Source organism: Streptomyces sp. NPDC098101, assembly GCF_044760185.1.
Lineage (GTDB): Bacteria > Actinomycetota > Actinomycetes > Streptomycetales > Streptomycetaceae > Streptomyces.
Genome location: NZ_JBIWAS010000003.1, coordinates 528,932 through 553,015 on the forward strand (window position 1 = coordinate 528,932; position 24,084 = coordinate 553,015).

Here is a 24,084-nt window from a genome sequence, read left to right on the forward strand (position 1 = left end):
TCCCGTACGGATTTTCACTTTCCGGCAGCGCTACGCGTGTAGATGTCTCCCTGGCACGATAGCTTCGCCCCGCCCTGCCCTCCCGCTCCCACTCCTTCCGGCCAAGGAGAGTGCGTCATCAACGCGTCCAGCCCCCCTGCCGTAGAACTGCACGGCATCACCAAGCGATTCCCCGGCGTCGTCGCCAACAAGGACATCGCCATCACGGTCCGCAAGGGCACCGTGCACGCCCTCATCGGCGAGAACGGCGCCGGCAAGTCGACCCTCATGAAGATCCTGTACGGGATGCAGAAGCCGGACGAGGGCACCATCGCCGTCGACGGCGAGCAGGTCGCCTTCTCCAGCCCCGGCGACGCCATCGCGCGCGGCATCGGCATGGTGCACCAGCACTTCATGCTCGCCGACAACCTCACCGTCCTGGAGAACGTCGTCCTCGGCGGCGAGAAGCTCTACGGCATCGGCGCCCGGGCCCGGAAGAAGATCCGCGAGATCTCCGACCAGTACGGCCTCGGGGTCCGCCCGGACGTCCTCGTCGAGGACCTCGGCGTCGCCGACCGGCAGCGCGTGGAGATCCTCAAGGTCCTCTACCGCGGCGCCCGGATCCTCATCCTCGACGAGCCGACCGCCGTCCTGGTCCCGCAGGAGGTCGACGCGCTCTTCGACAACCTGCGCGAGCTCAAGTCCGAGGGCCTGACCGTCATCTTCATCTCGCACAAGCTGGGCGAGGTCCTGAAGGTCGCCGACGACATCACCGTCATCCGCCGGGGCACCACCGTCGGCACCGCCGACCCGAGGACCGCCACCACCAAGCAGCTCGCCGAGCTGATGGTCGGCAGCGAGCTGCCCTCCCCGGAGACCCGCGAGTCGACCGTCACCGACGTGCCGATGCTCCAGGTCCGCAACCTGACCCTGTCCGAGGCCGGCGCCGTCGCCGCCGCCCCGCTCACCAGCGCGGCCCCGCCGGACCCGGCCAGGGCCGCCACCGTCCTGGAGGAGGGAGCCGAGGGCCGCAAGCTCCTCGACGACATCTCCCTCACCATCCACAAGGGCGAGATCCTGGGCATCGCGGGCGTCGAGGGCAACGGCCAGACCGAGCTCATCGAGGCCCTCATGGGCATGGCCACCCCGGACTCCGGCGTGATCGCCCTCGACGGGCAGGACATCTCCAAGGTCTCCGTGCGCAAGCGCCGCGAGGGCGGCATCGGCTACATCCCCGAGGACCGGCACCGCCACGGCCTGCTCCTGGAGGCCCCCCTCTGGGAGAACCGCATCCTCGGCCACGTCACCGAGGCCCCCAACTCCAAGCGCGGCATCCTCGACCCGAAGGCCGCCCGCAAGGACACCGAGCGGATCGTCCGCGAGTACGACGTGCGCACCCCCGGCATCGACGTCACCGCGGCCTCCCTCTCCGGCGGCAACCAGCAGAAGCTGATCGTCGGCCGCGAGATGAGCCACGCCCCCAAGTTCCTGATCGCCGCCCACCCCACCCGCGGCGTGGACGTCGGCGCGCAGGCGCAGATCTGGGACGCGATCCGGGACGCCCGCCGCGAGGGCCTGGCGGTGCTGCTGATCTCCGCCGACCTCGACGAGCTGATCGGCCTCTCCGACACCCTCCGGGTCATGTACCGCGGCAAGCTGGTCGCCGACGCCGACCCCGCCACCATCACGCCCGAGGAGCTGGGCTCCGCCATGACCGGCGCGGCCTCCGGCCACCTCGAAGGCACCGAAGAGCAGTCCGAAGACGGTGACGCCCGATGATGAAATTCGACAAGGACCGGCTGATCCTGGGCGCGGCGGGACCGGTGCTCGCGCTGGTCTCCTCGTTCGTGCTCACCGTGCTGGTGCTGCTCGCGACCGGACTCGACCCGATCGAGCCGATCCGGATCATGATCGAGAACGCCGGGTACGCCGACATCCAGGTCCTGATCGTCAACCAGACCGGGATCTACTACCTCGCGGCCCTCGCCGTGGCGGTCGGCTTCCGGATGAACCTCTTCAACATCGGCGTCGACGGCCAGTACCGGCTCGCCGCGATGGTCTCCGCCCTCGTGGGCGCCTCCGTCGAGCTGCCGGGCCCGCTGCACATCCTGCTCATCGTGCTCGTCGCGATGCTGACCGGCGCCTTCTGGTCCGGCATCGCCGGCATCCTCAAGACGACCCGCGGGGTCTCCGAGGTCGTCTCGACGATCATGCTCAACGCCATCGCGACCTCCCTGGTGGCCTGGCTGATCCTGCCGAAGAACTTCGGCGTCCAGCCCGAGGGCTCGAACAACCTCACCACCGGTGAGATCGCCGAGTCCGGCTGGTTCCCCGGCATCGACATGGGCCAGGGCAACGGCGTCATCTACGGCTTCACCTTCGTCGCCCTCGCGCTCGGCGTCGTCTACTGGTTCGTCCTCAACCGCACCCGGTTCGGCTTCGACCTGCGCGCCACCGGCGCCAGCGAGTCCGCCGCCCAGGCCAGCGGCGTCGACGCCAAGCGGATGATCCTCACCTCGATGCTGCTCTCGGGCGCGCTCGCCGGCCTCTCCGGTATGCCGACGCTGCTCGGCGAGTCCCACACGTACAGCCTCGACTTCCCGGTCGGCGTCGGCTTCACCGCCATCACCATCGCGCTGCTCGGCCGCAACCACCCGGTCGGCATCCTCTTCGCCGCCCTCCTCTTCGCCTTCCTCGACAAGGCGTCCTCGTCGCTCGACACCTTCGGTTACCCGAAGGAGATCACCAAGATCATGCAGGGCATCATCGTGATCGCCGTGGTCGTCTCCTACGAGCTCGTCCGCCGTTACGGCCTCCGTCGCCAGCAGCAGAAGGTCGGCGAGGAACTCGCCGCCGGCGGCGCCCTCAAGACCGACAAGGAGGTCTCGGCATGAGCACCGCCGCTGCCACCAAGCCGAGCGCCGCGCCCAAGGGCGGCGGACGCCGCAAGCTCACCCTGCCGTGGATCATGCTGATCGTCGCGGCCGGCCTCGTGCTCTTCTCCCTGGTCCGGGCCGTGTCCGGGGCCAACGACCTCACCTCGGTGGGCCAGGTCTCCGGCGCGCTCCAGCTCGCCGTCCCGATCGGCCTCGCCGGTCTCGGCGGTCTGTGGGCCGAGCGCGCGGGCGTCGTCAACATCGGCCTCGAAGGCATGATGGTCCTCGGCACCTGGTTCGGCGCCTGGGCGGGCTACCAGTGGGGCCCCTGGGTGGGCGTCCTCTTCGGCCTCCTCGGCGGCGCGCTGGGCGGTCTGCTCCACGCGATCATCACCGTCACGTTCAACGTGAACCACATCGTCTCCGGTGTGGCGATCAACATCCTCGCGGTCGGCTTCACCCAGTACCTGTCGAACTTCACGTTCGCCGAGGCCGAGGGCGGCTCCTCCAAGCAGTCCCCCCGCATCGAGGCGATCACCAAGATCACGATCCCAGGGCTGTCCGACTGGTTGCAGGACCTCCAGGCCAAGCACTGGTTCCTGATCTCCGACCTGGCCGGCATCCTCGGCGGCCTGGTCACCAACCTGTCGCTGCTCACCGTCGTCGCGATCCTGCTGATCCCGGCCACCTGGTGGATCCTGTGGCGCACGGCCTTCGGCCTGCGGCTGCGCTCCTGCGGCGAGAACCCGGTCGCCGCCGAGTCCCTGGGCGTCAACGTCTACAAGTACAAGTACATCGCCGTCACCGTCTCCGGCGCCCTCGCCGGCCTCGGCGGCGCCTTCCTCGCGATCGTCGCCACCGGCATCTACCAGGAGGGCCAGACCGGCGGCCGCGGCTACATCGGTCTCGCCGCGATGATCTTCGGCAACTGGATGCCCGGCGGCATGGCGCTCGGCGCCGGACTCTTCGGCTTCACCGACAGCCTCAAGCTGCGCGGCGGCGCCGAGAACGTCCACGCGCTGCTGCTCCTGGTCGCGCTGCTCCTGGTGATCGCCGCCCTCTGGCAGCTGTACAAGAAGAAGTACGTGGTCGCGGTGGTCTCCGCCGCCTTCTCCGCCGTGTTCTTCCTCTGGTACGCGCTGACCGACGAGGTCCCGAGCCAGTTCGTCGACGCCGCCCCGTACGTCACCACCCTGCTCGTGCTGGCCCTGTCGGCACAGCGCCTGAGGATGCCGAAGGCGGACGGGTTGCCCTACCGGAAGGGCCAGGGCAAGTGACCGCGGAGCTCTCCGAGGCCGACTGGGAGGCCCTGCGGGTCACGGCCCGCGAGGCGATGTCCCGCGCGTACGCCCCGTACTCGGGCTTCCCGGTCGGCGCGGCGGCCCTCGTGGACGACGGGCGGACGGTCTCCGGCTGCAACGTGGAGAACGCCTCCTTCGGCCTCGGCCTGTGCGCCGAGTGCGGGCTCGTCTCGCAGCTCCAGGCGACCGGCGGCGGCCGGCTGACCCACTTCGTCTGCGTGGACGGCCGGGGCGAGCCCCTGGTCCCCTGCGGACGCTGCCGGCAGCTGCTCTACGAGTTCGGGGGCCCCGAGCTCGTCCTGGAGACCCCGGCCGGGCTGCTGCCCCTGGCCGACATGCTCCCGCAGGCCTTCGGCCCGGACCACCTGTCGCGGTAGCACTTCGGAGCGGCCCTTCCGGCACGATGGAAGGGCCGCTCCTCCTTTCCCCCTCTATGCGCGTAGAAAGAGGCACCACCACATGGACGTCATCTCCGTCATCCGTACCAAGCGGGACAAGGGCGAGCTGAGCCCCGAGCAGATCGACTGGGTCATCGACGCGTACACCCGCGGCGCGGTCGCCGACGAGCAGATGTCCGCCCTGGCCATGGCGATCCTGCTGAACGGCATGAACCGCGACGAGATCGCCCGCTGGACCGCGGCCATGATCGCCTCCGGCGAGCGCATGGACTTCTCCTCGCTCTCCCGCCCCACCGCCGACAAGCACTCCACCGGCGGCGTCGGCGACAAGATCACCCTTCCGCTCGCCCCGCTCGTCGCCGCCTGCGGCGCGGCCGTGCCGCAGCTCTCCGGGCGCGGCCTCGGCCACACCGGCGGCACCCTCGACAAGCTGGAGTCCATCCCCGGCTGGCGCGCGCTGCTCTCCAACGAGGAGATGCTGCACGTCCTCGACACCACCGGCGCGGTCATCTGCGCGGCGGGCGACGGCCTGGCCCCGGCCGACAAGAAGCTGTACGCGCTCCGCGACGTGACCGGCACGGTCGAGGCGATCCCGCTGATCGCCTCCTCGATCATGTCCAAGAAGATCGCCGAGGGCACCGGCTCGCTGGTCCTGGACGTGAAGGTCGGCACCGGCGCCTTCATGAAGAGCATCGAGGACGCCCGCGAGCTGGCCTCCACCATGGTGCAGCTCGGCACGGACAGCGGCGTGAAGACGGTCGCGCTCCTCACCGACATGTCGACCCCGCTCGGCCTGACCGCGGGCAACGCCCTGGAGGTCCGCGAGTCCGTCGAGGTCCTCGCGGGCGGCGGCCCGGCGGACGTCGTCGAGCTGACGGTCGCGCTGGCCCGGGAGATGCTCGACGCGGCCGGGATCAAGGACGCCGACCCGGCGAAGGCCCTCGCCGACGGCTCCGCGATGGACGTCTGGCGCCGGATGATCGCGGCCCAGGGCGGCGACCCGGACGCGACCCTCCCGGTCGCCCGCGAGCAGCACGTCGTGACGGCCCCGTCCTCCGGCGTCCTGACCCGCCTCGACGCCTACGACATCGGCATCGCCGCCTGGCGCCTCGGCGCGGGCCGCGCCCGCAAGGAGGACCCGGTGCAGGCGGGCGCGGGCGTCGAGCTCCACGCCAAGCCCGGCGACACGGTCACGGCGGGCCAGCCCCTCCTGACCCTTCACACGGACACCCCGGAGAAGTTCGACTACGCCCTGGGCTCCCTGGACAACACCTGGGACATCGCCCCCACGGGCACGCCCTTCACGGCCTCCCCGATCGTCCTGGACCGCATCGCCTGACGCTTGGGCATATGCACCTGACACCTTCAGGCGAACGGGACCGGTGGACCCCCACCGGTCCCGTTCCCCATGCTGGGATGACCGCGTGAACACGTACGACGCCCCCGCCGGCCCGGGCGACGACTGGCCCGGCCTGGTGCGCCTCTGGGAGGTCGTGGACGCTCCCAAGAACTGCAAGGTGGAGATCGTCGCGGGGATCGTCACCGTGGCCCCGCCCGTCGACAACTACCACCACCTGATCGCCGGAGGCGTGCAGCGCTCCCTGTACGGGGTGATCCCGGAGACGTGGGGCATCTACCAGACGTAGGCCGTCGCCGTCCCGCCCCTCTTGGGGATGTACGTCCCCGACCTGCTGGTCGCACCCAAGACGGCCCTGCACGGGCCGGGCTTCTCCTTCCCCGCCTCGGAAGCCGAACTGGTCGTCGAGATCACCTCGCAAAGCAACGCGAACCACGACCGGGTCGCCAAGCTCCACGGCTACGCGACCGCCGCCGTCCCCCTCTACCTCCTCATCGACCGCCGGCACTCCGACCGCCCCACCGCCACCCTCTACGGTGAACCGGAGAACGGCCTGTACCGGGTCCTCGACGCGGTCGAGTTCGGCCGGGAGCTCCACCTCCCCGCCCCCTTCGACCTCACCCTCGACACCGGAACCTTTCCGCTCGGCTAGAGCCCCGTCCCCGCCAGCAGCCCCGGCAGCGTCCGCATGTCCTCGAAGACCACCGTGTCCGGGCCCGCGAGGCGGTCCGCGCGGGTCAGGCCGCCGCAGTAGCCGAAGGCGCGCATTCCGGCGGCGCGGGCCGCCTCGACGCCGTACGGGCTGTCCTCGACGACGGCGCAGCGACCGGGCGGGACGCCCATCGTGGCGGCGGCGTGCAGGAAGAGGTCCGGGGCGGGCTTGCCCCGGGCGACGTCGTGGGCGCTGAAGATCCGGTCCTCGAAGCGCTCCAGGAGCCCGGTGCGGCCGAGGTTCCGCCGGATCGTGGGGCGGCTGCCGTTGGAGGCGAGGCAGTACGGGACGGACAGCGCGTCCAGGACGTCGGTGACGCCCTCGACGGCGGTCAGCTCGGCGTCGAGCGCGTCCTCGTACCGCTGCCGGAAGGGCTCGTGCCAGCCGGGCTCCAGGGGGCGCCCGATGCGCTCCTCCAGGATCGCCGTCAGGACCTCGTGGGAGGAGCCCACGAACCGCTCGACGATCTCCGCCTCGGTGAACTCCGCCCCGAGCCCGGCGAACACCTCCCGGTCCACCCGGCAGTAGATCCGCTCGCTGTCCACCAGCACGCCGTCGCAGTCGAAGATCACCAGTTCGACAGGTTCGAGAGTCATGATCGGGAGCCTAGTCAGCGGGTCCTCCGATGAGTTCCCGCCCCCGGCCCGGTCTCATCGGACGTGGACACCAGTCGGCCGGGCACCAGCCGGCCCCTCGTCGTGACCCTGACCGCCCGGCCCGGGCGGGAGGAGGTCGACCGTCTCTGCGCGGAACTCGCCGCCGCCCCGCCGACCGAGGTCGTCTGCGAGGCAGGCGCGCTCGCGCCCGCAGGCCTCGCCGCCGTCGACGCCCTCGCCCGGCTGAAGCTCACGGCGACCCGGCACGGCCACCGCCTCCGCCTCCACGGAGCGGGCCCCGAGCTGCGGGCCCTGCTCCGGCTCACCGGGCTCGAAGACCGCCTAGGCCTCCAGCCGTGACGGCAGGTCGAAGAGCGGGAACCAGCGGTCGGTGTCCAGGAAGAAGTCCATCCCCGCCACCTTGCCCTCCCGCAGCTCCAGGACGATCAGCGCCCACGGGCCGAAGCCGCCCGCCGGGTCCGGGTGGTACTGCGCGAACGCCGGCGAGCCGTTCGCCACGGTCGGCACCAGCCTGGAGCCCGCGCAGACCTCGCCCACGCCCAGCATCCAGCCCACGATGTCCTCGTGACCCCGGAGCCACAGGTCGTACGGCGGCATGGACATCGTCGCGTCCTCGTGGAGGAGCGCGGTCAGCGCCTTCATGTCGTAGCCCTCGAAGGCCGCCACGTACCGCTCCAGGAGCGCCTTCTGCTCCTCGTCCAGCGGGTCCGCCGGGTCGGAGGCGGCCGGCGCCTGCTCGGCCAGGGTCGCGCGGGCCCGCTGCAGCGCGCTGTTCACCGAGGCCACCGAGGTGTCGAGCAGCTCCGCGACCTCGCTCGCCCGCCACGCGAGCACCTCGCGCAGGATGAGGACCGCCCGCTGCTTGGGCGGCAGGTGCTGGAGCGCGGCCACGAACGCGAGCCGCACGGTCTCCCGGGAGACGGCCGCCTCCGCCGGGTCCGCCACCGAGGGCAGCACCCGCCCGTCCGGCACCGGCTCCAGCCAGGTGATCTCGGGCTGCTTCACCAGCTGCGCCCGCGCGACCGGCGTCGGCGACGTCAGGTCCATCGGCCGCGCCCGCCGGTTCCCCGCGCTCAGCGCGTCGAGGCAGACGTTGGTCGCGATCCGGTACAGCCAGGACCGCAGCGAGGAGCGGCCCTCGAAGGAGTCGAGCGCCTTCCAGGCCCGCACCATCGTGTCCTGCACCGCGTCCTCGGCCTCGAAGGAGGAGCCGAGCATCCGGTAGCAGTAACCGGTCAGCTCACGGCGGTACTTGTCGAGTTCCTCGGTCGTCGCGACCACGGTGTCGCTCATCGGTCCACACCCCGCTCACCCTCACCGGCACCCGTCCGGTGCCGATGAGAGCGAAGCTACCGCAGCCCACTGACAGCCGCGGTCACGTTCCCGGCTTGCGCCCGTAGACGTAGACGTCGTCCCCGTTCCGCAGCAGGTTCCAGTACGCCTTCGCGTCGGCCGACGTCATGTTGACGCAGCCGCCCGAGCCCGGCGGGTTCCACATGGACTTGGTGGTCGAGTGGAAGGCCTGGCCGCCGTCGAAGAACTGCGAGTACGGCATGGAGACGTTGTAGAGCGTCGACCAGTGGTTGATGCTCCGCCAGTAGACCTTCTTGAGGCCGGTACGGGTCTCGGTCCCGTCCTTGCCCGTGCGCACCGGCACCGGACCGTACTTCAGCTTGGCGCCGTCCTGGATCCAGCTCAGCTGCCGGGTCAGGTCCACGCAGGCGATCCGGCCCTTGTTGGTCGGACACTTGCGGTCCTTGTTCGGGTTCTTCCCGGCCGCCCGCTGCTGGAGCATCGTGTTCATGGTGCGCCAGGTGATCTCCCCGGCGTACCCGGCGGTCGGCGTGATCCCGTGCTTCTTCTGGAAGCCCTGGATGGCCTTGCAGTCGGCGGACGACTGGCGCCCGTCGGCCTTCAGGCCCAGGAACTTCTCCACCTGCTTCTGGTACGGGCCGGTGGTCACGTTGCAGGAGGCGGCCTCCGCCGTCCCCGTCCCGAGCGCGACCGTCAGCGGCACCACCAATGCCGTCAGACCGGCCGTGACGGCCGCCTTCCGACCCGTCCGGCGTATGACTTCCCTCATGATCCTCTGCACCCCCTGGAGTCCTGTCCCTGAAGACGTACGGGGGAGCCCGGCGGTTGCGGCCCGCCCCGGGAAGTACGGGGCCGGGAGCACGGGCCGTCAGACGGTCGCCGGACGGATCCGCCGGGCCTCCACGCGCGCGCTGTGCGTGCCGTACAGGGTGATCGAGACGACGCCGAGGACCGCGACCAGACCGATCAGGACCGTGCCCGCCCAGCCGCCCGCGTGGAAGGCGACCGCGCCGAGCGTGCCGCCCGCGCTGGAGCCCAGGTAGTACGCCGACTGGTACAGCGCCGAGGCCTGCGCCCGACCGGTCTTCGCCGTGCGGCTCACCGAGGAGGACGCGACCGCGTGGCCCGCGAAGAAGCCGGCCGTGATGAGGACGAGGCCCGCCAGGACCGCCGGGAGCGCGTCGGAGAGCGAGAGCAGCAGGCCCGCGGCCGTGGTGGAGACCGCCAGGTAGAGCGCCCCGCGCCGGCCCAGCCGCCCGACCAGCTTCCCGGCCGCCGCCGAGGAGACCGTGCCGACCAGGTACACCAGGAAGATCGAGCCGATCACGCCCTGCGGCAGCGAGAACGGGGCCTCCACCAGGCGGTAGCCGATCACGGTGTACACCGCGCCGAAGACCGTCATGAACAGGGCGCCGATCGCGTACAGCCGCATGAGCAGCGGGTCGGCGAGGTGCGTGCGGACGGTCCGGGCGAGCGCCTTCGGGTTCAGCGTGCCGGGCGTGAAGTGGCGGGCCTTCGGGAGCAGCGCCCGGAAGGCGAGCGCGCACGCCAGGGAGAGCAGGCCGACGGCGGCCAGGCCCGCGCGCCAGCCCCACAGCTGGGCGACCCAGCCGGACACGATCCGGCCGCTCATGCCGCCGATGGAGTTGCCCGCCACGAAGAGGCCGATCGCGCCGATCAGCGCCTTGGGCCGCACCTCCTCGGCCAGGTACGCCATCGCGGAGGCCGGGAGCCCGGCGAGCGCCGCGCCCTGGAGGGCGCGCAGCGCGACAAGCGACTCCAGGTTCGGCGCGAGCGGCACCAGGAGCGCGAGGGCGACGGCGACGGCGAGGGAGGCGGTCATCAGCGTGCGCCGGCCGAAGCGCTCCGAGAGGGCGCTGAGCGGCAGGACGCACAGGGCGAGGGCGCCGGTCGCGGCGGAGACCGTCCACGAGGCGGCCGACGCGGTGGCGCCGAACCCGGCGGAGATCGCCGGGAGGAGGGCCTGCGTGGAGTAGAGGAGGGTGAAGGCGGCGAGTCCGGCGGCGAAGAGCGCGAGGCTCATGCGGCGGTAGCCGGGGGCACCGGGGGCGAGACGGGTGTCGGCGGACGCGAGGGTGGCGGCCGCCTTGGTACTGGCGGAAGGCATGTCACGAACGTAGGACGGCAGGTTTCATGCGTCCAATGCACGGAACTGCTGTAATCGTTCCCATGGCGCATGAGTACAGGTCACAGCCCCGGCTGTCACCGAGCAGTAACGAAGAAGACATGGGACCGCTGCTCGCGCCCCGGCTCGCGTACTTCGCGGCCGTCGCCCGGCACGAGCACGTGACCAGGGCCGCGGCCGAGATGGGCGTCCCGCAGTCCACGCTCTCGCGGGCGATGGTCCGGCTCGAACAGGACCTCGGCGTGGCCCTCTTCGCCCGCCGGGGCCGCACGGTCTCCCTCACCCCGGCGGGCCGCCGCTTCCTCACCGCCGCCGAGCGGGCCCTCGCCGAGGTGGAGCGGGCCGCCGACACCGTACGGGCCGACGCCGACCCGGCCGCCGGGCGGGTCGCCTTCGGGTTCCTGCACACCATGGGCTCCGAGACCGTCCCCGGGCTCATCCGCGCCTTCCGGGTCGACCACCCCCGGGTCCGCTTCACCCTCGTCCAGAACTACGGCGAGGCCATGATCGAGCGGCTGCGGGCCGGCGACCTCGACCTCTGCCTGACCTCGCCGGTGCCGGACGCCCCCGACCTGGTGGCCCGGCGCCTGGACGAGCAGCGGCTGCGGCTGGTCGTCCCGGACGACCACCGGCTCGCGGGCCGCAAGCGGGTGCGGCTCGCGGAGGCCGCCGACGAGACCTTCGTGACCCTGGAGCCGGGGTACGGGCTGCGCCGCATCACCGACGACCTGTGCGCGGAGGCCGGGTTCAGGCCCCGGGTCGCCTTCGAGGGCGAGGAGGCCGAGACCCTGCGCGGCCTGGTCGCCGCCGGTCTCGGCGTCGCCCTGCTGCCCCCGCCGGCCGTGCCCCGGCCCGGGGTCGTCGAGCTGACCGTCACCGCCCCGCGCGCGGTCCGCGAGATCGGGGTCGCCTGGCTCGACGGCCACCCGGACACGGCCCCGGTGGCCGCCTTCAAGAAGTTCCTCCTGAGCAGACGCGGCCACCTGCTCCCGAAGGAGCCCTCGCCGCCGGCGTGAGACCGCTCTCCGGGGCCTACTTCCGCCGCGCGCCCCCGAACCCCGCCGCGAGCGGCATCCGCAGCCCGAGCGGCGGGGGCGCGGCGAAGGCGTCGGTCAGCGGCCGGGCGACCGGCCGGGCGAAGAGGGCGCCGAGGACGAAGTCGGCGGCCAGGGCCCGGACCTCGTCCGCGTACTGGCGCAGCGCGTGGCCGTCCGAGTGCACCTCGAAGCGGCAGGTGTCCCGGTTCGCCTTCTTGGCCCGCTGGGCGAAGCGGAACGACAGCTCCGGGTCGGTGCGCGCGTCGTTCGTGCCGTGCACGAGCAGCACCCGGCGCCCCGTCAGCTGCCGTACCGGCTCCGGCTCCGCCGCCACGTCGTCCTCCGGCAGCCAGGGGGCGAGCGCCAGGACCGCGCCGACCGCCTCCTCCCCGGCCGCCCGCAGCGCGGCCCGCCCGCCGAGCCCGTGCCCGGCCAGGCAGACCGGGACGTCGCCGTAGCGCCGCACCGCCTCCGCGACCGCCCAGGAGGCGTCCGCCGCGAGACCGGCGTCCGTGCCGTTCCAGCCGCGCGCCCGGTAGCGCACCACGTGCGCCACCAGCCCCTCGGACCGGCCCGCCCGCACCAGGGCGCGCCCGAGCGGGAGCATCGCCGCGTGGGCCCGCGCGGAGGCCCGCCGCCGCGACGACGGCTCCCCGTCCGGCAGGAGCAGCACCACACCGCCCACCGCCGACGTGCCGGAACCTGCGACGGACCGTCCGAGCCGGGGTCTCCGTGCGTCGGGCGGCCCCACGAGTGCGAAGTGCGCCATGGCAGAACAGTCTCAGAAGCCGAGGTGTACGCCAGCCGTACGCGCGGTCACTGTTACGTATCGCCGCCCGCGCTTCGAACGGACGTGCCCGGCAAGCCCGTTCGACGCCGAGGGGCGCCGCCGCGAACGGACGGGAGGACGTGCGCCACGAGGGGCGCTCTACGCGCGTAGGGGCTAGAGTGCGGCAATGACGAGCCAGACCCACAGCGTCCCCACCGCGGACCAGATCCGCCGCGCCCCGAAGGTGCTGCTCCACGACCACCTCGACGGCGGGCTGCGCCCCGGCACGATCATCGAACTCGCCCGCGAGCAGGGCTACGAGAACCTCCCCGAGACCGAACCCGACAAGCTCGGCGTCTGGTTCCGGGAGGCCGCCGACTCCGGGTCCCTGGAGCGGTACCTGGAGACCTTCGCGCACACCTGCGCCGTCATGCAGACCCGGGAGGCCCTCTTCCGCGTCGCCGCCGAGTGCGCCGTCGACCTCGCCGAGGACGGCGTCGTGTACGCCGAGGTCCGCTACGCCCCCGAGCAGCACCTGGAGGGCGGCCTCACCCTCGAAGAGGTCGTGGAGGCCGTCAACGCGGGCTTCCGCGAGGGCGAGCGGCAGGCCAGGGCCGGCGGCCACCGCATCCGGGTCGGCGCCCTGCTCACCGCCATGCGGCACGCGGCCCGCTCCCTGGAGATCGCCGAACTCGCCAACGCGTACCGCGACTCCGGCGTCGTCGGCTTCGACATCGCGGGCGCCGAGGCCGGCTACCCGCCCACCCGCCACCTCGACGCCTTCGAGTACCTGAAGCGGGAGAACAACCACTTCACGATCCACGCCGGCGAGGCCTTCGGGCTCCCCTCCATCTGGCAGGCGCTCCAGTGGTGCGGCGCCGACCGCCTCGGCCACGGCGTCCGGATCATCGACGACATCGAGGTCGCCGACGACGGCTCGGTGCGCCTCGGCCGCCTCGCCGCCTACGTCCGCGACAAGCGCATCCCGCTGGAGATGTGCCCCTCCTCCAACCTCCAGACCGGCGCCGCCGCCTCGATCGGCGAGCACCCCATCGGTCTGCTCCGCACCCTGCACTTCCGCGCCACGGTCAACACCGACAACCGCCTCATGAGCGGCACGAGCATGAGCCGGGAATTCGAGCTCCTGACCGAGGCGTTCGCTTACACGCTCGACGACATGCAGTGGTTCACGGTCAATGCGATGAAATCAGCGTTCATTCCTTTCGATGAACGACTCGCCATGATCAATGAGGTCATCAAGCCCGGATACGCCGAGCTCCGGTCCGAATGGCTGTTCCAGCAGACCGCCGCGACCAGCGGATCTTCCGGTACGGAGGACTGAACGGAGCCCTCGGGAAGGGACGGAGGCGGCCGGGGCGGCGCGACACCCGGCCGCTTTCCGGTGTTTGCGGAGGGGTCCGGCGCTGGTTAGGTTGCAGAGCCGCTCTGCATTCCCCATTCCCCGGATTTCCCCGCACGGCTTTCCCGAAGCCCCCGGATTCCCCCAAGGAAGATTCTCAGATGAAGCAGTCCGCCAAGAAGCTCGGTGTCGTCGCCCTCGGTGCCGCTTTCGCCGCTGCCGCCGCCGGCACGGCCTCCGCCGCCCCGGTCGCGCCCGCCGCCCCCGACGCGCTCGGCCTGGTGACCCAGACCCTGCCGCTGGGCGACGGCCTCACCGAGCTCCCCGACGGTGCCGCCGAGTCCCTCGGCGCCGGGCAGGGCGCCCTCGGCCAGGGCCTGGACCAGGGTGTGAAGACCCTCCCGGCCGCCGCCGGCCAGGCCACCCAGAACCTCCCGCTCGACGCCGCCACCGGCGGCCTCGGCGCCACCCCGCTCGGCGGCCTCCTCGGTGGCCTGCCGCTGAACGGCCTCCCCCTGAACGGCCTGCCGCTCGGCTGACCCACCCCGTACGCACGCCGAAGGGGCGCACCCCCGGAACCTTCCCGGGGGTGCGCCCCTTCGGCGTGTGCCGGCGGCCTCTACCAGGCCTCGCGCGCCGTCTTCCGCTCCGACGGCAGCAGCAGCCACAGCGCCAGGTACAGCAGGAACTGCGGGCCCGGCAGCAGACAGGACACCAGGAAGATCACGCGCATCGTCGTCGCGGAGGTGCCGAAGCGCCGGGCGAGCGCCGCGCACACCCCGCCGATCACGCGTCCGTCACGGGGGCGGATGAGTGCGGCCATGGTGGGCTCCTTCGGAGTCGGTCCGGGAGCCGCTCCGTCGGGCTCCCGATGACTCCATACTGCCGCCGGAAAGGGGACGAAGCGTCGGTCTACCGGGCGATCGGGACCCTGGGAATCGTCGGGGTCGCACCCTGAGAACCCTCGTTCCGCAGCAGGGCGGAACCCCGGCCGCGACCGGTCCCTCCGGAGGACCCCGGACGGCCCGCGTCCGACCTGCGGCGCAGCCAGGTCCGCCCGGCCGGGACGAGCAGGAGGTGCGCGAGGACCACGCCCGCCGTGTTCAGGAGCACCGAGTCCACGTCCACCACCTGCCCCGGCACCGCGGTCTGCAGCAGCTCCACCGCGAGCGACACCAGGGCCCCGGCGGCGGCCGTCCGGACCAGCGAGGCCCAGCCGGGGACGTCGAGCCGCCCGTCGGCCATCGGGAGCAGCACCCCGAGCGGGGCGAGCAGCAGCAGGCCCTCGCCGATCAGCCGGGCCGCCTCGACGGAGCCCAGCGCGAGATCGGCCCGGAGGCCGTCCAGGGGGATCGTGTTCGGCGCGGTCACCCAGGCCACGTCCCGTGGGCGCAGGCTGACCCAGGCGACGAGCAGCAGATGCGCGACGAGGAGGACGAACCCCGTCGCGCGGACGACCACGGCGGCACTGCCGCCCGAACCTTGACGCTGCACGCCCCCCAAGACGTCCCCCGGAGCGGAATCGGTTCCGCCGGGCGACGACTCAGCCGGTCGGGGCCGCGGGCGGCGATCCCGGGACCGGCCCCGAGGCCGAGGCCGTCGCGGTCGGCGGCGGGGCCGTCGGCGGGGCGGACTCCGGGCGCTCGCGCAGCTCCGTCGTACAGCGGTAGCGCTTCGGCGCGTACGAGCCGGGGCCGCCGAGCAGGACCGTGCGGTCGCTCGTGCCCGCCGAGCTCTCCGCGAAGGAGCAGACCAGCTGCGACAGCGCGACCGGCGCCAGGTCCTCCGGCTGCCGGCTCAGCCGCAGCGTGCCCGCCGGATCGTTCCGCTGCCCGCCGCCCACCGTCAGCGGACCGCGCACCGCGGTCGTGAACCCGGCCCGCCGCTCGCTCTCCGAGGGCGCGGCGAGCAGCTGCGTCAGCAGCAGCCGGGCCGTCCGCACCGGATCGGCGTCCGCCTTGCCCTCCGGCAGCGGCGACCGGCGCTCCACCGTCTCCAGCTGCGAGCCGCAGACCAGGAACACCCGGACCGGCACGCCCCGGGCCGCCGTCCCCGGCGTCCCCTCCTCGGCCGTGCTGCACGGCACCCGGGACGGGGCTGCGCCCGCGTCCACCGGGACCGACGTCGTCCTGATCCCGCAGCCGGTGACCAGGGCGGCCAGCACGACCGCTCCGGCCGTGCGCCCGAAGGTGCCGCGCCTCACGCTTCCTCCACCTCGCCCCGGCCGCTGCGGGTCTTGACCTCGCTCGTGATCCCCGAGGCGTCCAGGGGCAGCCGCAGCACGAACACCGCGCCGTCCACCGTCCCGTCCTCGCCCACCGAGTTCGACGCCGTGATCGAACCGCCGTGGATCAGGGCGTTCTCCATGGCGATCGACAGGCCCAGACCGCTGCCCTCCGACCGGGGCCGGGACGCGCTGGCCTTGTAGAAGCGGTCGAAGACGTGCGGCAGCACCTCCTCGGGGATGCCGGGACCGTGGTCGCGGACCGCGATGACCAGCTCCCCGTCCTCCGTGCGCACCGACACCCGCACCGGCGAACCGCCGTGCTTGAGCGCGTTCCCGATCAGGTTCGCCAGGATCACGTCGAGCCGGCGCGGATCGAGCGGCGCCACGATCCCGCGCTCGGCGTCCAGGTCCACCGCGTCCAGCCACGCGCGCGCGTCCACGCACGCCGTGATCTGGTCGGCGATGTCCACCTCGTCGAGGACCAGCCGGGCGGTGCCGGCATCGAAGCGGGTCACCTCCATCAGGTTCTCCACCAGGTCGTTCAGGCGCCGGGTCTCACTCACCACGAGCGCCACCGCCGGGGCGATCATCGGGTCCAGGGAGTCCTGCTCGTCCTCCAGGACCTCCGTGACGGCCGTCAGGGCGGTCAGCGGGGTCCGCAGCTCGTGCGACATGTCGGCCACGAAGCGCCGCGAGGACTCCTCCCGGGCGCTCATGTCCGCGACCTTCTTCTGCAGCGACTCGGCCGCCCCGTTGAACGTCCGGGTGAGGTCGGCCAGTTCGTCCGCGCCGGTGACCCGCAGCCGGGTGTCGAGCTTGCCCTCGCCGAGCTGCCGCGCCGCCTCCCCGAGCCGGTGCACCGGGCGCAGCACGGTCGTCGCCGCGACCTGCGCGAGCAGCACCGAACCGGCCACCGCGAGCGCGGTGGCGATCCCGAGCGACCAGGCCAGCGAGTTCAGATCGGCCTTCTCCGCCGCCAGCGACTTGAACATGTAACCGGCGGGGCCGCCGCCGTCGATCCGCGTCCCGCCCACCAGGTACGGCGTCCCGCCCCGCTCCGTCCGCTGCCAGAACAGGTGGTACGGATACGGGTTGGCGTCCGTCACCGGCCGCCGGGTGTCCACCGCGTCCCGCAGCGAACGCGGCACGTCGGCCAGGGTGAAGTCGTCCGGGTCCGAGGCGCCCACGATCGGCTTGCCCTCGTCCCGCTCGCCGAGCAGCAGCACCTGGTAGCCCGCGCTGCCGCTCGCCATCTGCTCGGCGGTCCGCCGCAGGTCGTCCTGGCCGGGCCGCAGCGGCAGCGTCGCCACCCGGTTCTGCATCTCCTGCCGGAAGTCGTTGAGCGCCCCGTCCTGGGTGCGGGTCAGCACCGCCTCGCGGTTGAGCCAGTACGCGATGCCGGAGGCCGCGACGGCCGCGGTGAGCGCCACCAGCGCGAAGACGACCACGAGCCGCAGGCGCAGGCTGGAGAGGCGCAGCCGCGCGAGGATCCCTCGGCTCACGCAGGAACGTCCAGCCGGTAGCCGACGCCGCGCACGGTGCGGATCAGGGTCGGCGAGGACGGCACGTCCTCCACCTTGGCGCGCAGCCGCTGCACACAGGCGTCGACGAGCCGCGAGTCGCCCAGGTAGTCGTGCTCCCACACGAGCCGCAGCAACTGCTGCCGGGACAGCGCCTGCCCGGGCCGCCGGCTCAGCTCCAGGAGCAGCCGCAGCTCGGTCGGGGTCAGCTGGAGGTCCTCGCCGTTCTTGGTGACCGTCATCGCCGACCGGTCGATGACCAGCGAGCCGTACGTCGCCGAGTCCGTCGACTCCCGCTCCCCGCGCCGCAGCACGGCCCGGATGCGGGCGTCCAGGACGCGGCCCTGCACGGGCTTGACGACGTAGTCGTCGGCCCCGGACTCCAGGCCCACGACCACGTCGATGTCGTCGCTGCGCGCGGTCAGCAGGATGATCGGCAGCTGATCGGTCCGGCGGATCCGCCGGCACACCTCGAAGCCGTCGATGCCGGGCAGCATGACGTCGAGCACGACCAGGTCCGGCCGCTGCTCGCGCAGCAGCTGGAGGCCGTCCTCGCCCGTGGCGGCGGTGGCCACCCGGTGACCCTGCCGGGACAGGGACAGCTCCAGGGCCGTACGGATGGCGTCGTCGTCCTCGATCAGCAACAGAAAAGGCACGGCAGCATTCTGTCTCATTCGGCCGTCCGAGTTCGACCGCCAGGAACCACGCTTCCGCGACGGGCCCTGTGACACGCCTGTGACAGTCGGCGGACAACGCCATGAAGTCCCGGGGGCAAGCTTCTTGGCACACGGACCGAAACACACTCCAGCCGACGGGGGGCGCGAGATGAACGCACTGCACAGCACCAGCTCAAGCGCAGTTGTCACGCGTCTCCACGACGTCGTGCGGAGCACGGAGAAGTCCGGCGCGGTAACGAACGGACGGGGGTGCGTTCGCAGCGTCGGACGTCAGCGCAAGGCGCCGTACATGGTGGCCGTCGCTGACGGGGGAGCGGTGTACGGGGAGGCCACGGGGGAACGCTCCGGCTGTTCGGAGGCCGAGTTCACGGCCTACGTCCAGGAGCGTCGGGCCTCCCTGTACGCCACCGCCTACCACCTCACCGGTGACCGTTTCGAGGCCGAGGACCTGCTCCAGAGCGCGCTGTTCTCCACGTACCGCGCCTGGGACCGGATCAGCGACAAGGCCGCGGTCGGCGGATACCTCCGCCGGACCATGACCAATCTGCACATCAGCGCCTGGCGCCGGCGCAAGCTCAACGAGTACCCCACCGAGGAGCTGCCGGAGACGGTCGGCGAGACGGACGCGATGCGGGGCACGGAGCTGCGCGCGGTCCTGTGGCAGGCGCTGGCCCGGCTGCCCGAGCTCCAGCGCACGATGCTGGTGCTGCGGTACTACGAGGGCCGGACCGATCCGGAGATCGCGGAGATCCTGGACATCAGTGTCGGCACGGTGAAGTCGAGCATCTGGCGCTCGCTGCGGCGACTGCGCGAGGACGAGGTGCTGAGCTTCGGCCGTGACGAGGAGGAGTCCTTCGGCGAGCTGGTGGCCTGAAGGTCGGGGGGAAAGACCCCCGGGAGCCCACGGGGGAAACGGGGCTCGCGGGGGGACCACGGGGGAACGTGGGGGGACCGTACGGGGGTACGGGGGAAAAGAAGAAGCGGATCGTACGGGCCCGGGGGTCTCGTACGGTCCGCTTCTCGCGTGTCGGGGAAAGTCCCTACGGGCGGGCGGCCGGGGTGCGGTGACGGCCCGCCGCCGCGGCGGCCAGCCGGCCCAGGGCCTCCGGCTTGGCGCAGGGATGGGCGCCGAGCTCCGCCTGGCGGGCCACGATCGCGCGCTCGGCCCGCATCAGGCGCCAGCCCCGGCGCAGCAGGAACGGCACCGACTTGCGGCCCTCCCTGAGGTCCCGGGCGAGCCGGCGGCGGAACGTCGTCGAGGGGCGGCCGCGCAGACAGATCGCGTCGGCCAGCACCCCGAGGTCGCGGCAGCGGGCCACGATCTCGGCCGCGAAGATCCCCTCCGCCACGAACAGCGGGGTCCGGCCGATGTCCAGCCCCTCCCGGCCCGTGCGGGAGCTGGTGGCGAGGTCGTACACGGGGACGTCGGTCCGCCCCGTACGGCACAGCTCGACGACGGCGGAGACGGCGGCGTCCGCGTCCCAGGACTGCGGCGAGTCCCAGTCGATGTCGGCGCTGCCGTCGACGAGCGGGAGCGACGGGTCGTCGTGCTCCTTGTAGAAGTCGTCGAGGCGCAGGACCGGGAGGCCGGTGACGGCGGCGAGGGACGACTTGCCGGAGCCGGAGGGGCCCGTCAGCAGGACGACCCGGGTCGGGATCGGTTGGGAACTCACGGAACACCAGTGTGAGGCATTCCCCCGTGCAGGGGACCCTCAGGGAGGGCGTTGGTATCGGGCGTCACACCTCCACTACTGTCGGTGTCCGCCCGAACACCCCCTGGAAGGAACGCCATGGCGCGTCACGCAGCCCCCCGCACCTCCCGTCGCAGCGCCCTGCTCAAGGCCGGACTCACCGTCACGGCGGCGGGCGCCGCGCTGGTCGGCGCGGGGGCCGGGGCCCAGGCCGCCGCCCCGGTGCCGCTGCCGGTGGACTCCCTGGCGCGGACGGACGCCGCGGCGGCCGGGGCGGGCGCGCTCGGCGGGGTCGGCCACGCCCTCGGCCCGCTGACCCGGCTCCAGCTCGACCCGCTGGCCAACACCGGCGTCGACCCCCTCGACAACGGACTCGGCACCCAGGTCGCCGACTTCAAGCCGGTCGGCACGAACCTGGTCACCGACCACCTCACGAAGGGCGGGGCCGTGGCGGACCTGCCGGTGGTCGGACCGCTGACGCAGGGGCTGGTGCCGTAACGCGGACGCGGCGAAGGGCCCCCGGGGTCGCCCCGGGGGCCCTTGCCGTGCGCGTCTTCTAGTACGAGGAGCCGGAGGCGCCCAGGCTGCCCGTCGGGTGCCAGACCGTCTTCGTCTCCAGGAACGCGGTCATGCGGTCCGTGCCCGGGGACTCCGCGAAGTCCTCGGTGCGGCGGCGCAGCACGCGCTTCAGGTTGTCCGCGGCCGCGATCTCCAGCTCGCGGGCGAGGTCGTCGTCGGCCGCGCCCGTCAGGTCGATCGCGTTGACGTCCTGGTGGGCCGCGAGGTGCGGACCCATCTCGGAGGCCTTGCCGGAGAGGACGTTGACCACGCCGCCCGGCAGGTCGGAGGTGGCGAGCACCTCGCCCAGGGAGAGCGCGGGCAGCGGGGCCTTCTCGCTCGCGACCACCACGACCGTGTTGCCCGTCGCGATCACCGGGGCGATCACCGAGACCAGGCCCAGGAAGGACGAGTCCTGCGGGGCCAGGACCGTGACGACACCGGTCGGCTCCGGGGTGGAGAGGTTGAAGTACGGGCCCGCGACCGGGTTGGCGCCGCCCACGACCTGGGCGATCTTGTCGGTCCAGCCCGCGTACCAGACCCAGCGGTCGATCGCGGCCTCGACGACCGCGGCCGCCTTGGACTTCGACAGGCCCTCCGCCTCCGCGACCTCGCGGACGAACTGCTCCCGGCGGCCCTCCAGCATCTCGGCGACGCGGTAGAGGATCTGGCCGCGGTTGTACGCGGTCGCGCCCGCCCAGCCGCCGAAGGCCTTGCGGGCGGCGACGACCGCGTCACGGGCGTCCTTGCGGGAGGACAGGGGCGCGTTCGCCAGCCACTTGCCTTTGGAGTCCGTCACCTCGTACACCCGGCCGCTCTCGGAGCGGGGGAACTTGCCCCCGACGTACAGCTTGTAGGTCTTGAAGACGTTCAGACGGTTCGCGTCAGACATCGAGGTAGGCCTCCAGACCGTGACGGCCGCCCTCGCGGCCGAAGCCCGACTCCTTGTAGCCGCCGAAGGGCGAGGTCGGGTCGAACTTGTTGAACGTGTTGGCCCAGACGACCCCGGCCCGGAGCTTGTTCGCCACCGCGAGGATGCGGGAGCCCTTCTCCGTCCAGATGCCCGCCGACAGGCCGTACTGGCTGTTGTTGGCCTTCGCCACGGCCTCGTCGGGCGTACGGAAGGACAGCACCGACAGGACCGGGCCGAAGATCTCGTCGCGGGCGATGGTGTGCGCCTGCGTGACGCCCGTGAAGAGCGTCGGGGCGAACCAGTAGCCGGCGGACGGGATCTCGCAGGCGGCGGTCCAGCGCTCGGCGCCCTCCGCCTCGCCCCGCTCGACCAGGTCGGTGATGCGGGCCAGCTGCTCCGAGGAGTTGATGGCGCCGATGTCGGTGTTCTTGTCCAGCGGGTCGCCGAGGCGGAGCGTGGACAGGCGGCGCTTGAGCGCGTCGAGCAGCTCGTCCTGGACGGACTCCTGGACCAGGAGGCGGGAGCCCGCGCAGCAGACCTGGCCCTGGTTGAAGAAGATGCCGTTGACGATGCCCTCGACGGCCTGGTCGATCGGGGCGTCGTCGAAGACGATGTTGGCGCCCTTGCCGCCCAGCTCCAGGGTCACCTTCTTGTCCGTGCCCGCGACCGAGCGCGCGATGGCCTTGCCGACGGCGGTCGAGCCGGTGAAGGCGACCTTGTCGACGTCCGGGTGCTCGACGAGCGCGGCACCGGCGTCCCCGTACCCGGGAAGGATGTTGACGACGCCCTTCGGCAGCCCGGCCTGGCGGCAGATGTCCGCGAAGAACAGGGCGGTCAGCGGGGTCGTCTCGGCGGGCTTCAGGACGACCGTGTTGCCGGTCGCGAGCGCCGGGGCGATCTTCCACGCCAGCATGAGCAGCGGGAAGTTCCACGGGATGACCTGGCCGGCCACGCCCAGCGGGCGCGGGTTCGCGCCGTAGCCCGCGTGGTCGAGCTTGTCGGCCCAGCCCGCGTAGTAGAAGAAGTGCGCGGCGACCAGGGGGAGGTCCGCGTCGCGGGTCTCCTTGATCGGCTTGCCGTTGTCCAGGGTCTCCAGGACGGCCAGCTCGCGGCTGCGCTCCTGGATGATCCGGGCGATCCGGAAGAGGTACTTGGCGCGCTCGGAACCGGGCAGCGCGGACCACTTCTCGAAGGCCTTGCGGGCCGCCTTCACCGCGCGGTCGACGTCCTCGGCGCCCGCGCGGGCGACCTCGGACAGGACCTCCTCGGTGGAGGGGGAGACGGTCTTGAAGACCTTGCCCTCGGCCGCGTCGACGAACTCGCCGTCGATGAACAGGCCGTAGGAGGGGGCGATGTCGACGACGGACCGGGACTCGGGCGCCGGCGCGTACTCGAATGCAGATGCCATGTTGATCAGTCCACCGTCACGTAATCGGGGCCGGAGTAGCGGCCGGTCGCCAGCTTCTGGCGCTGCATCAGCAGGTCGTTGAGCAGGCTGGAGGCGCCGAAGCGGAACCAGTGGTTGTCCAGCCAGTCCTCGCCCACGGTCTCGTTGACGAGCACCAGGAACTTGATCGCTTCCTTGGTGTTGCGGATGCCGCCGGCCGGCTTCACGCCCACCTGCACGCCGGTCTGGGCGCGGAAGTCGCGCACGGCCTCCAGCATGAGGAGCGTGTTCGCCGGGGTGGCGTTGACCGCGACCTTGCCGGTCGAGGTCTTGATGAAGTCCGCGCCGGCCATCATGCCGAGCCAGGAGGCGCGGCGGATGTTGTCGTACGTGGACAGCTCGCCGGTCTCGAAGATCACCTTGAGGCGGGCGCGGTCGCCGCACTCCGCCCTGATCGCGGCGATCTGCTCGTACACCTCCAGGTAGCGGCCGGCGAGGAAGGCGCCACGGTCGATGACCATGTCGATCTCGTCGGCCCCGGCGGCGATGGCGTCGGCCGTGTCGGCGAGCTTCACGGGGAGCGCGGCGCGGCCGGCCGGGAAGGCGGTGGCGACCGAGGCGACCTTGACGCCGGAGCCCGCGAGGGCGGCCTTGGCGGTGGCCACCATGTCGGGGTAGACGCAGACGGCGGCGGTCGTCGGGGTCGTGCGGTCGGTCGGATCGGGGTGGACGGCCTTGGCGGCGAGCGCCCGGACCTTGCCCGGGGTGTCCGCGCCTTCGAGCGTCGTCAGGTCGATCATGGAGATGGCCAGGTCGATGGCGTACGCCTTGGCCGTGGTCTTGATCGAGCGGGTGCCGAGGGACGCGGCGCGCGCCTCCAGGCCGACGGCGTCGACGCCGGGCAGCCCGTGGAGGAAGCGGCGCAGCGCACGGTCGGACGTGGTCACGTCGGCGAATGCGAGTGCTGCGGTTGCAGTGGTGGGCATGGTCACCAGTCGAGCATATCTACGCGCGTAGCGACCTGTACAGGGGAGGGGGCCCGCAGAGCCCGAGGTCACAGGCGGGCGGTCGGCGTGGTGGCCGGTGCGGGAGGGGCGAGTGACCCCTGTCACAGGCTCGTGACATGGAGCGGACAAGTCCTGAATGCAAGATCAATAGATTTCTTCTTGCAGCCGGCCAGACCTCACCGGAATCACGACGGACCGAGAAAAAGCGGCATGCGGCTCTCCATCCACCACCTGCCTG

The 24,084-nt window shown here is 72.3% G+C and carries 27 protein-coding genes; 13 read left to right on the plus strand and 14 right to left on the minus strand.

What is annotated here, in order from left to right:
• Nucleotides 1-42: 42 nt before the first annotated feature.
• The 7 genes from ACIQVI_RS15445 to ACIQVI_RS15475 all read left to right on the plus strand — a co-directional run bounded on the left by ACIQVI_RS15445 (nt 43) and on the right by ACIQVI_RS15475 (nt 6,563).
• The gene (locus ACIQVI_RS15445) at nt 43-1,758 is read left to right on the plus strand and encodes an ABC transporter ATP-binding protein (RefSeq protein ID WP_351969184.1); all 1,716 of its coding nucleotides are present in this window, start codon (nt 43-45) and stop codon (nt 1,756-1,758) included.
• On the plus strand, nt 1,755-2,873 hold the full coding sequence (locus ACIQVI_RS15450) for an ABC transporter permease (protein ID WP_351969185.1): 1,119 nt from the start codon (nt 1,755-1,757) through the stop codon (nt 2,871-2,873). Before ACIQVI_RS15445 ends, ACIQVI_RS15450 begins: the two co-directional genes overlap by 4 nt.
• On the plus strand, nt 2,870-4,132 hold the full coding sequence (locus ACIQVI_RS15455; protein ID WP_351969186.1) for an ABC transporter permease: 1,263 nt from the start codon (nt 2,870-2,872) through the stop codon (nt 4,130-4,132). The genes ACIQVI_RS15450 and ACIQVI_RS15455 overlap by 4 nt, the downstream gene beginning before the upstream one ends.
• Nucleotides 4,129-4,533, plus strand: coding sequence for a cytidine deaminase (locus ACIQVI_RS15460; protein WP_121829501.1), 405 nt, complete (start codon nt 4,129-4,131; stop codon nt 4,531-4,533). Before ACIQVI_RS15455 ends, ACIQVI_RS15460 begins: the two co-directional genes overlap by 4 nt.
• Before the next feature lie 82 nt (nt 4,534-4,615).
• Nucleotides 4,616-5,893, plus strand: a complete 1,278-nt coding sequence (locus ACIQVI_RS15465; RefSeq protein ID WP_351969187.1) for a thymidine phosphorylase — start codon at nt 4,616-4,618, stop codon at nt 5,891-5,893.
• 85 nt (nt 5,894-5,978) lie between these two features.
• The gene (locus ACIQVI_RS15470; RefSeq protein ID WP_403595624.1) at nt 5,979-6,200 is read left to right on the plus strand and encodes a hypothetical protein; all 222 of its coding nucleotides are present in this window, start codon (nt 5,979-5,981) and stop codon (nt 6,198-6,200) included.
• A gap of 27 nt (nt 6,201-6,227) precedes the next feature.
• Nucleotides 6,228-6,563: a Uma2 family endonuclease gene (locus tag ACIQVI_RS15475; RefSeq protein ID WP_403595627.1), complete on the plus strand. Its 336-nt coding sequence runs from the start codon at nt 6,228-6,230 to the stop codon at nt 6,561-6,563.
• On the opposite strand, the gene ACIQVI_RS15480 is transcribed toward ACIQVI_RS15475, so the two are convergent.
• On the minus strand, nt 6,560-7,219 hold the full coding sequence (locus tag ACIQVI_RS15480) for an HAD family hydrolase (protein WP_403595630.1): 660 nt from the start codon (nt 7,217-7,219) through the stop codon (nt 6,560-6,562). The two genes, ACIQVI_RS15475 and ACIQVI_RS15480, sit on opposite strands and share 4 nt — an antisense overlap.
• A gap of 63 nt (nt 7,220-7,282) precedes the next feature.
• Between ACIQVI_RS15480 and ACIQVI_RS15485 the strand changes: the two genes are divergently transcribed.
• Nucleotides 7,283-7,579 carry an STAS domain-containing protein gene (locus tag ACIQVI_RS15485; RefSeq protein ID WP_403595632.1) on the plus strand — a complete coding sequence of 99 codons (297 nt, stop codon included), beginning with the start codon at nt 7,283-7,285 and terminating at the stop codon, nt 7,577-7,579.
• Here the strand turns inward: ACIQVI_RS15485 and ACIQVI_RS15490 are convergent.
• From ACIQVI_RS15490 to ACIQVI_RS15500, 3 genes are all read right to left on the minus strand, one after another.
• Entirely contained in the window at nt 7,562-8,533 is a 972-nt protein-coding gene (locus tag ACIQVI_RS15490) for a sigma-70 family RNA polymerase sigma factor (protein ID WP_403595635.1), read from the minus strand. The genes ACIQVI_RS15485 and ACIQVI_RS15490 overlap by 18 nt on opposite strands.
• Nucleotides 8,534-8,615: 82 nt before the next feature.
• A complete protein-coding gene (locus ACIQVI_RS15495) occupies nt 8,616-9,323 on the minus strand; it encodes a L,D-transpeptidase family protein (protein ID WP_403595638.1) in 708 nt (235 codons plus the stop codon).
• Nucleotides 9,324-9,422: 99 nt separating this feature from the next.
• Nucleotides 9,423-10,682 (minus strand): MFS transporter, encoded by a 1,260-nt coding sequence (locus ACIQVI_RS15500; protein ID WP_403595641.1) that lies wholly within the window; start codon nt 10,680-10,682, stop codon nt 9,423-9,425.
• Nucleotides 10,683-10,744: 62 nt separating this feature from the next.
• Here ACIQVI_RS15500 and ACIQVI_RS15505 point away from each other — a divergent pair, with 62 nt between their 5' ends.
• Nucleotides 10,745-11,716, plus strand: coding sequence for a LysR family transcriptional regulator (locus ACIQVI_RS15505; RefSeq protein WP_351969192.1), 972 nt, complete (start codon nt 10,745-10,747; stop codon nt 11,714-11,716).
• Nucleotides 11,717-11,732: 16 nt separating this feature from the next.
• Here the strand turns inward: ACIQVI_RS15505 and ACIQVI_RS15510 are convergent, their stop codons facing one another.
• A complete protein-coding gene (locus ACIQVI_RS15510; protein ID WP_403595644.1) occupies nt 11,733-12,506 on the minus strand; it encodes an alpha/beta hydrolase in 774 nt (257 codons plus the stop codon).
• Between the two features lie 187 nt (nt 12,507-12,693).
• On the opposite strand from ACIQVI_RS15510, the gene ACIQVI_RS15515 reads away from it, so the two are divergent.
• Both ACIQVI_RS15515 and ACIQVI_RS15520 read left to right on the plus strand, forming a co-directional pair.
• A complete protein-coding gene (locus ACIQVI_RS15515) occupies nt 12,694-13,848 on the plus strand; it encodes an adenosine deaminase (RefSeq protein WP_403595647.1) in 1,155 nt (384 codons plus the stop codon).
• Between the two features lie 179 nt (nt 13,849-14,027).
• Nucleotides 14,028-14,405, plus strand: a complete 378-nt coding sequence (locus tag ACIQVI_RS15520; protein ID WP_351969195.1) for a hypothetical protein — start codon at nt 14,028-14,030, stop codon at nt 14,403-14,405.
• A gap of 80 nt (nt 14,406-14,485) precedes the next feature.
• Here the strand turns inward: ACIQVI_RS15520 and ACIQVI_RS15525 are convergent, their stop codons facing one another.
• From ACIQVI_RS15525 to afsQ1, 5 genes are all read right to left on the minus strand, one after another.
• On the minus strand, nt 14,486-14,689 hold the full coding sequence (locus ACIQVI_RS15525; protein ID WP_351972726.1) for a PspC domain-containing protein: 204 nt from the start codon (nt 14,687-14,689) through the stop codon (nt 14,486-14,488).
• Nucleotides 14,690-14,778: 89 nt separating this feature from the next.
• Nucleotides 14,779-15,360, minus strand: coding sequence for a VanZ family protein (locus ACIQVI_RS15530; RefSeq protein WP_351972727.1), 582 nt, complete (start codon nt 15,358-15,360; stop codon nt 14,779-14,781).
• Between the two features lie 49 nt (nt 15,361-15,409).
• Nucleotides 15,410-16,069: a hypothetical protein gene (locus ACIQVI_RS15535; RefSeq protein ID WP_351972728.1), complete on the minus strand. Its 660-nt coding sequence runs from the start codon at nt 16,067-16,069 to the stop codon at nt 15,410-15,412.
• Nucleotides 16,066-17,595, minus strand: coding sequence for a HAMP domain-containing sensor histidine kinase (locus ACIQVI_RS15540; RefSeq protein WP_351972729.1), 1,530 nt, complete (start codon nt 17,593-17,595; stop codon nt 16,066-16,068). The genes ACIQVI_RS15535 and ACIQVI_RS15540 overlap by 4 nt, the downstream gene beginning before the upstream one ends.
• Nucleotides 17,592-18,269, minus strand: coding sequence for a two-component system response regulator AfsQ1 (gene afsQ1 / locus ACIQVI_RS15545; protein ID WP_017239746.1), 678 nt, complete (start codon nt 18,267-18,269; stop codon nt 17,592-17,594). The genes ACIQVI_RS15540 and afsQ1 overlap by 4 nt, the downstream gene beginning before the upstream one ends.
• Before the next feature lie 169 nt (nt 18,270-18,438).
• Between afsQ1 and ACIQVI_RS15550 the strand changes: the two genes are divergently transcribed.
• Complete coding sequence (locus ACIQVI_RS15550; RefSeq protein WP_403595654.1) at nt 18,439-19,164, plus strand: SigE family RNA polymerase sigma factor; 726 nt, start codon at nt 18,439-18,441, stop codon at nt 19,162-19,164.
• Nucleotides 19,165-19,330: 166 nt separating this feature from the next.
• Here the strand turns inward: ACIQVI_RS15550 and ACIQVI_RS15555 are convergent, their stop codons facing one another.
• Nucleotides 19,331-19,963 (minus strand): ATP-binding protein, encoded by a 633-nt coding sequence (locus tag ACIQVI_RS15555; RefSeq protein WP_351972731.1) that lies wholly within the window; start codon nt 19,961-19,963, stop codon nt 19,331-19,333.
• Between the two features lie 117 nt (nt 19,964-20,080).
• Here ACIQVI_RS15555 and ACIQVI_RS15560 point away from each other — a divergent pair, with 117 nt between their 5' ends.
• The gene (locus ACIQVI_RS15560; RefSeq protein WP_351972732.1) at nt 20,081-20,479 is read left to right on the plus strand and encodes a hypothetical protein; all 399 of its coding nucleotides are present in this window, start codon (nt 20,081-20,083) and stop codon (nt 20,477-20,479) included.
• 58 nt (nt 20,480-20,537) lie between these two features.
• Here the strand turns inward: ACIQVI_RS15560 and ACIQVI_RS15565 are convergent, their stop codons facing one another.
• Genes ACIQVI_RS15565 through deoC form a run of 3 tightly spaced genes read right to left on the minus strand, consistent with a single transcriptional unit; the run spans nt 20,538 to nt 23,825 of the window.
• Nucleotides 20,538-21,431, minus strand: a complete 894-nt coding sequence (locus ACIQVI_RS15565) for an aldehyde dehydrogenase family protein (RefSeq protein ID WP_351972733.1) — start codon at nt 21,429-21,431, stop codon at nt 20,538-20,540.
• The gene (locus ACIQVI_RS15570) at nt 21,424-22,860 is read right to left on the minus strand and encodes an aldehyde dehydrogenase family protein (protein WP_403595660.1); all 1,437 of its coding nucleotides are present in this window, start codon (nt 22,858-22,860) and stop codon (nt 21,424-21,426) included. The genes ACIQVI_RS15565 and ACIQVI_RS15570 overlap by 8 nt, the downstream gene beginning before the upstream one ends.
• A 5-nt stretch (nt 22,861-22,865) precedes the next feature.
• On the minus strand, nt 22,866-23,825 hold the full coding sequence (gene deoC, locus ACIQVI_RS15575) for a deoxyribose-phosphate aldolase (protein ID WP_403595663.1): 960 nt from the start codon (nt 23,823-23,825) through the stop codon (nt 22,866-22,868).
• Nucleotides 23,826-24,084 lie beyond the last annotated feature (259 nt).

Coding starts and splice junctions, on each gene's coding strand:
- ACIQVI_RS15445 (WP_351969184.1), top strand. CDS start 43: ATGTCTCCCTGGCACGATAGCTTCGCCCCGCCCTGCCCTCCCGCTCCC.
- ACIQVI_RS15450 (WP_351969185.1), top strand. CDS start 1,755: ATGATGAAATTCGACAAGGACCGGCTGATCCTGGGCGCGGCGGGACCG.
- ACIQVI_RS15455 (WP_351969186.1), top strand. CDS start 2,870: ATGAGCACCGCCGCTGCCACCAAGCCGAGCGCCGCGCCCAAGGGCGGC.
- ACIQVI_RS15465 (WP_351969187.1), top strand. CDS start 4,616: ATGGACGTCATCTCCGTCATCCGTACCAAGCGGGACAAGGGCGAGCTG.
- ACIQVI_RS15475 (WP_403595627.1), top strand. CDS start 6,228: ATGTACGTCCCCGACCTGCTGGTCGCACCCAAGACGGCCCTGCACGGG.
- ACIQVI_RS15480 (WP_403595630.1), bottom strand. CDS start 7,219: ATGACTCTCGAACCTGTCGAACTGGTGATCTTCGACTGCGACGGCGTG.
- ACIQVI_RS15490 (WP_403595635.1), bottom strand. CDS start 8,533: ATGAGCGACACCGTGGTCGCGACGACCGAGGAACTCGACAAGTACCGC.
- ACIQVI_RS15495 (WP_403595638.1), bottom strand. CDS start 9,323: ATGAGGGAAGTCATACGCCGGACGGGTCGGAAGGCGGCCGTCACGGCC.
- ACIQVI_RS15500 (WP_403595641.1), bottom strand. CDS start 10,682: ATGCCTTCCGCCAGTACCAAGGCGGCCGCCACCCTCGCGTCCGCCGAC.
- ACIQVI_RS15505 (WP_351969192.1), top strand. CDS start 10,745: ATGGCGCATGAGTACAGGTCACAGCCCCGGCTGTCACCGAGCAGTAAC.
- ACIQVI_RS15510 (WP_403595644.1), bottom strand. CDS start 12,506: ATGGCGCACTTCGCACTCGTGGGGCCGCCCGACGCACGGAGACCCCGG.
- ACIQVI_RS15515 (WP_403595647.1), top strand. CDS start 12,694: ATGACGAGCCAGACCCACAGCGTCCCCACCGCGGACCAGATCCGCCGC.
- ACIQVI_RS15520 (WP_351969195.1), top strand. CDS start 14,028: ATGAAGCAGTCCGCCAAGAAGCTCGGTGTCGTCGCCCTCGGTGCCGCT.
- ACIQVI_RS15525 (WP_351972726.1), bottom strand. CDS start 14,689: ATGGCCGCACTCATCCGCCCCCGTGACGGACGCGTGATCGGCGGGGTG.
- ACIQVI_RS15550 (WP_403595654.1), top strand. CDS start 18,439: ATGAACGCACTGCACAGCACCAGCTCAAGCGCAGTTGTCACGCGTCTC.
- ACIQVI_RS15560 (WP_351972732.1), top strand. CDS start 20,081: ATGGCGCGTCACGCAGCCCCCCGCACCTCCCGTCGCAGCGCCCTGCTC.
- ACIQVI_RS15565 (WP_351972733.1), bottom strand. CDS start 21,431: ATGTCTGACGCGAACCGTCTGAACGTCTTCAAGACCTACAAGCTGTAC.
- ACIQVI_RS15570 (WP_403595660.1), bottom strand. CDS start 22,860: ATGGCATCTGCATTCGAGTACGCGCCGGCGCCCGAGTCCCGGTCCGTC.
- deoC (WP_403595663.1), bottom strand. CDS start 23,825: ATGCCCACCACTGCAACCGCAGCACTCGCATTCGCCGACGTGACCACG.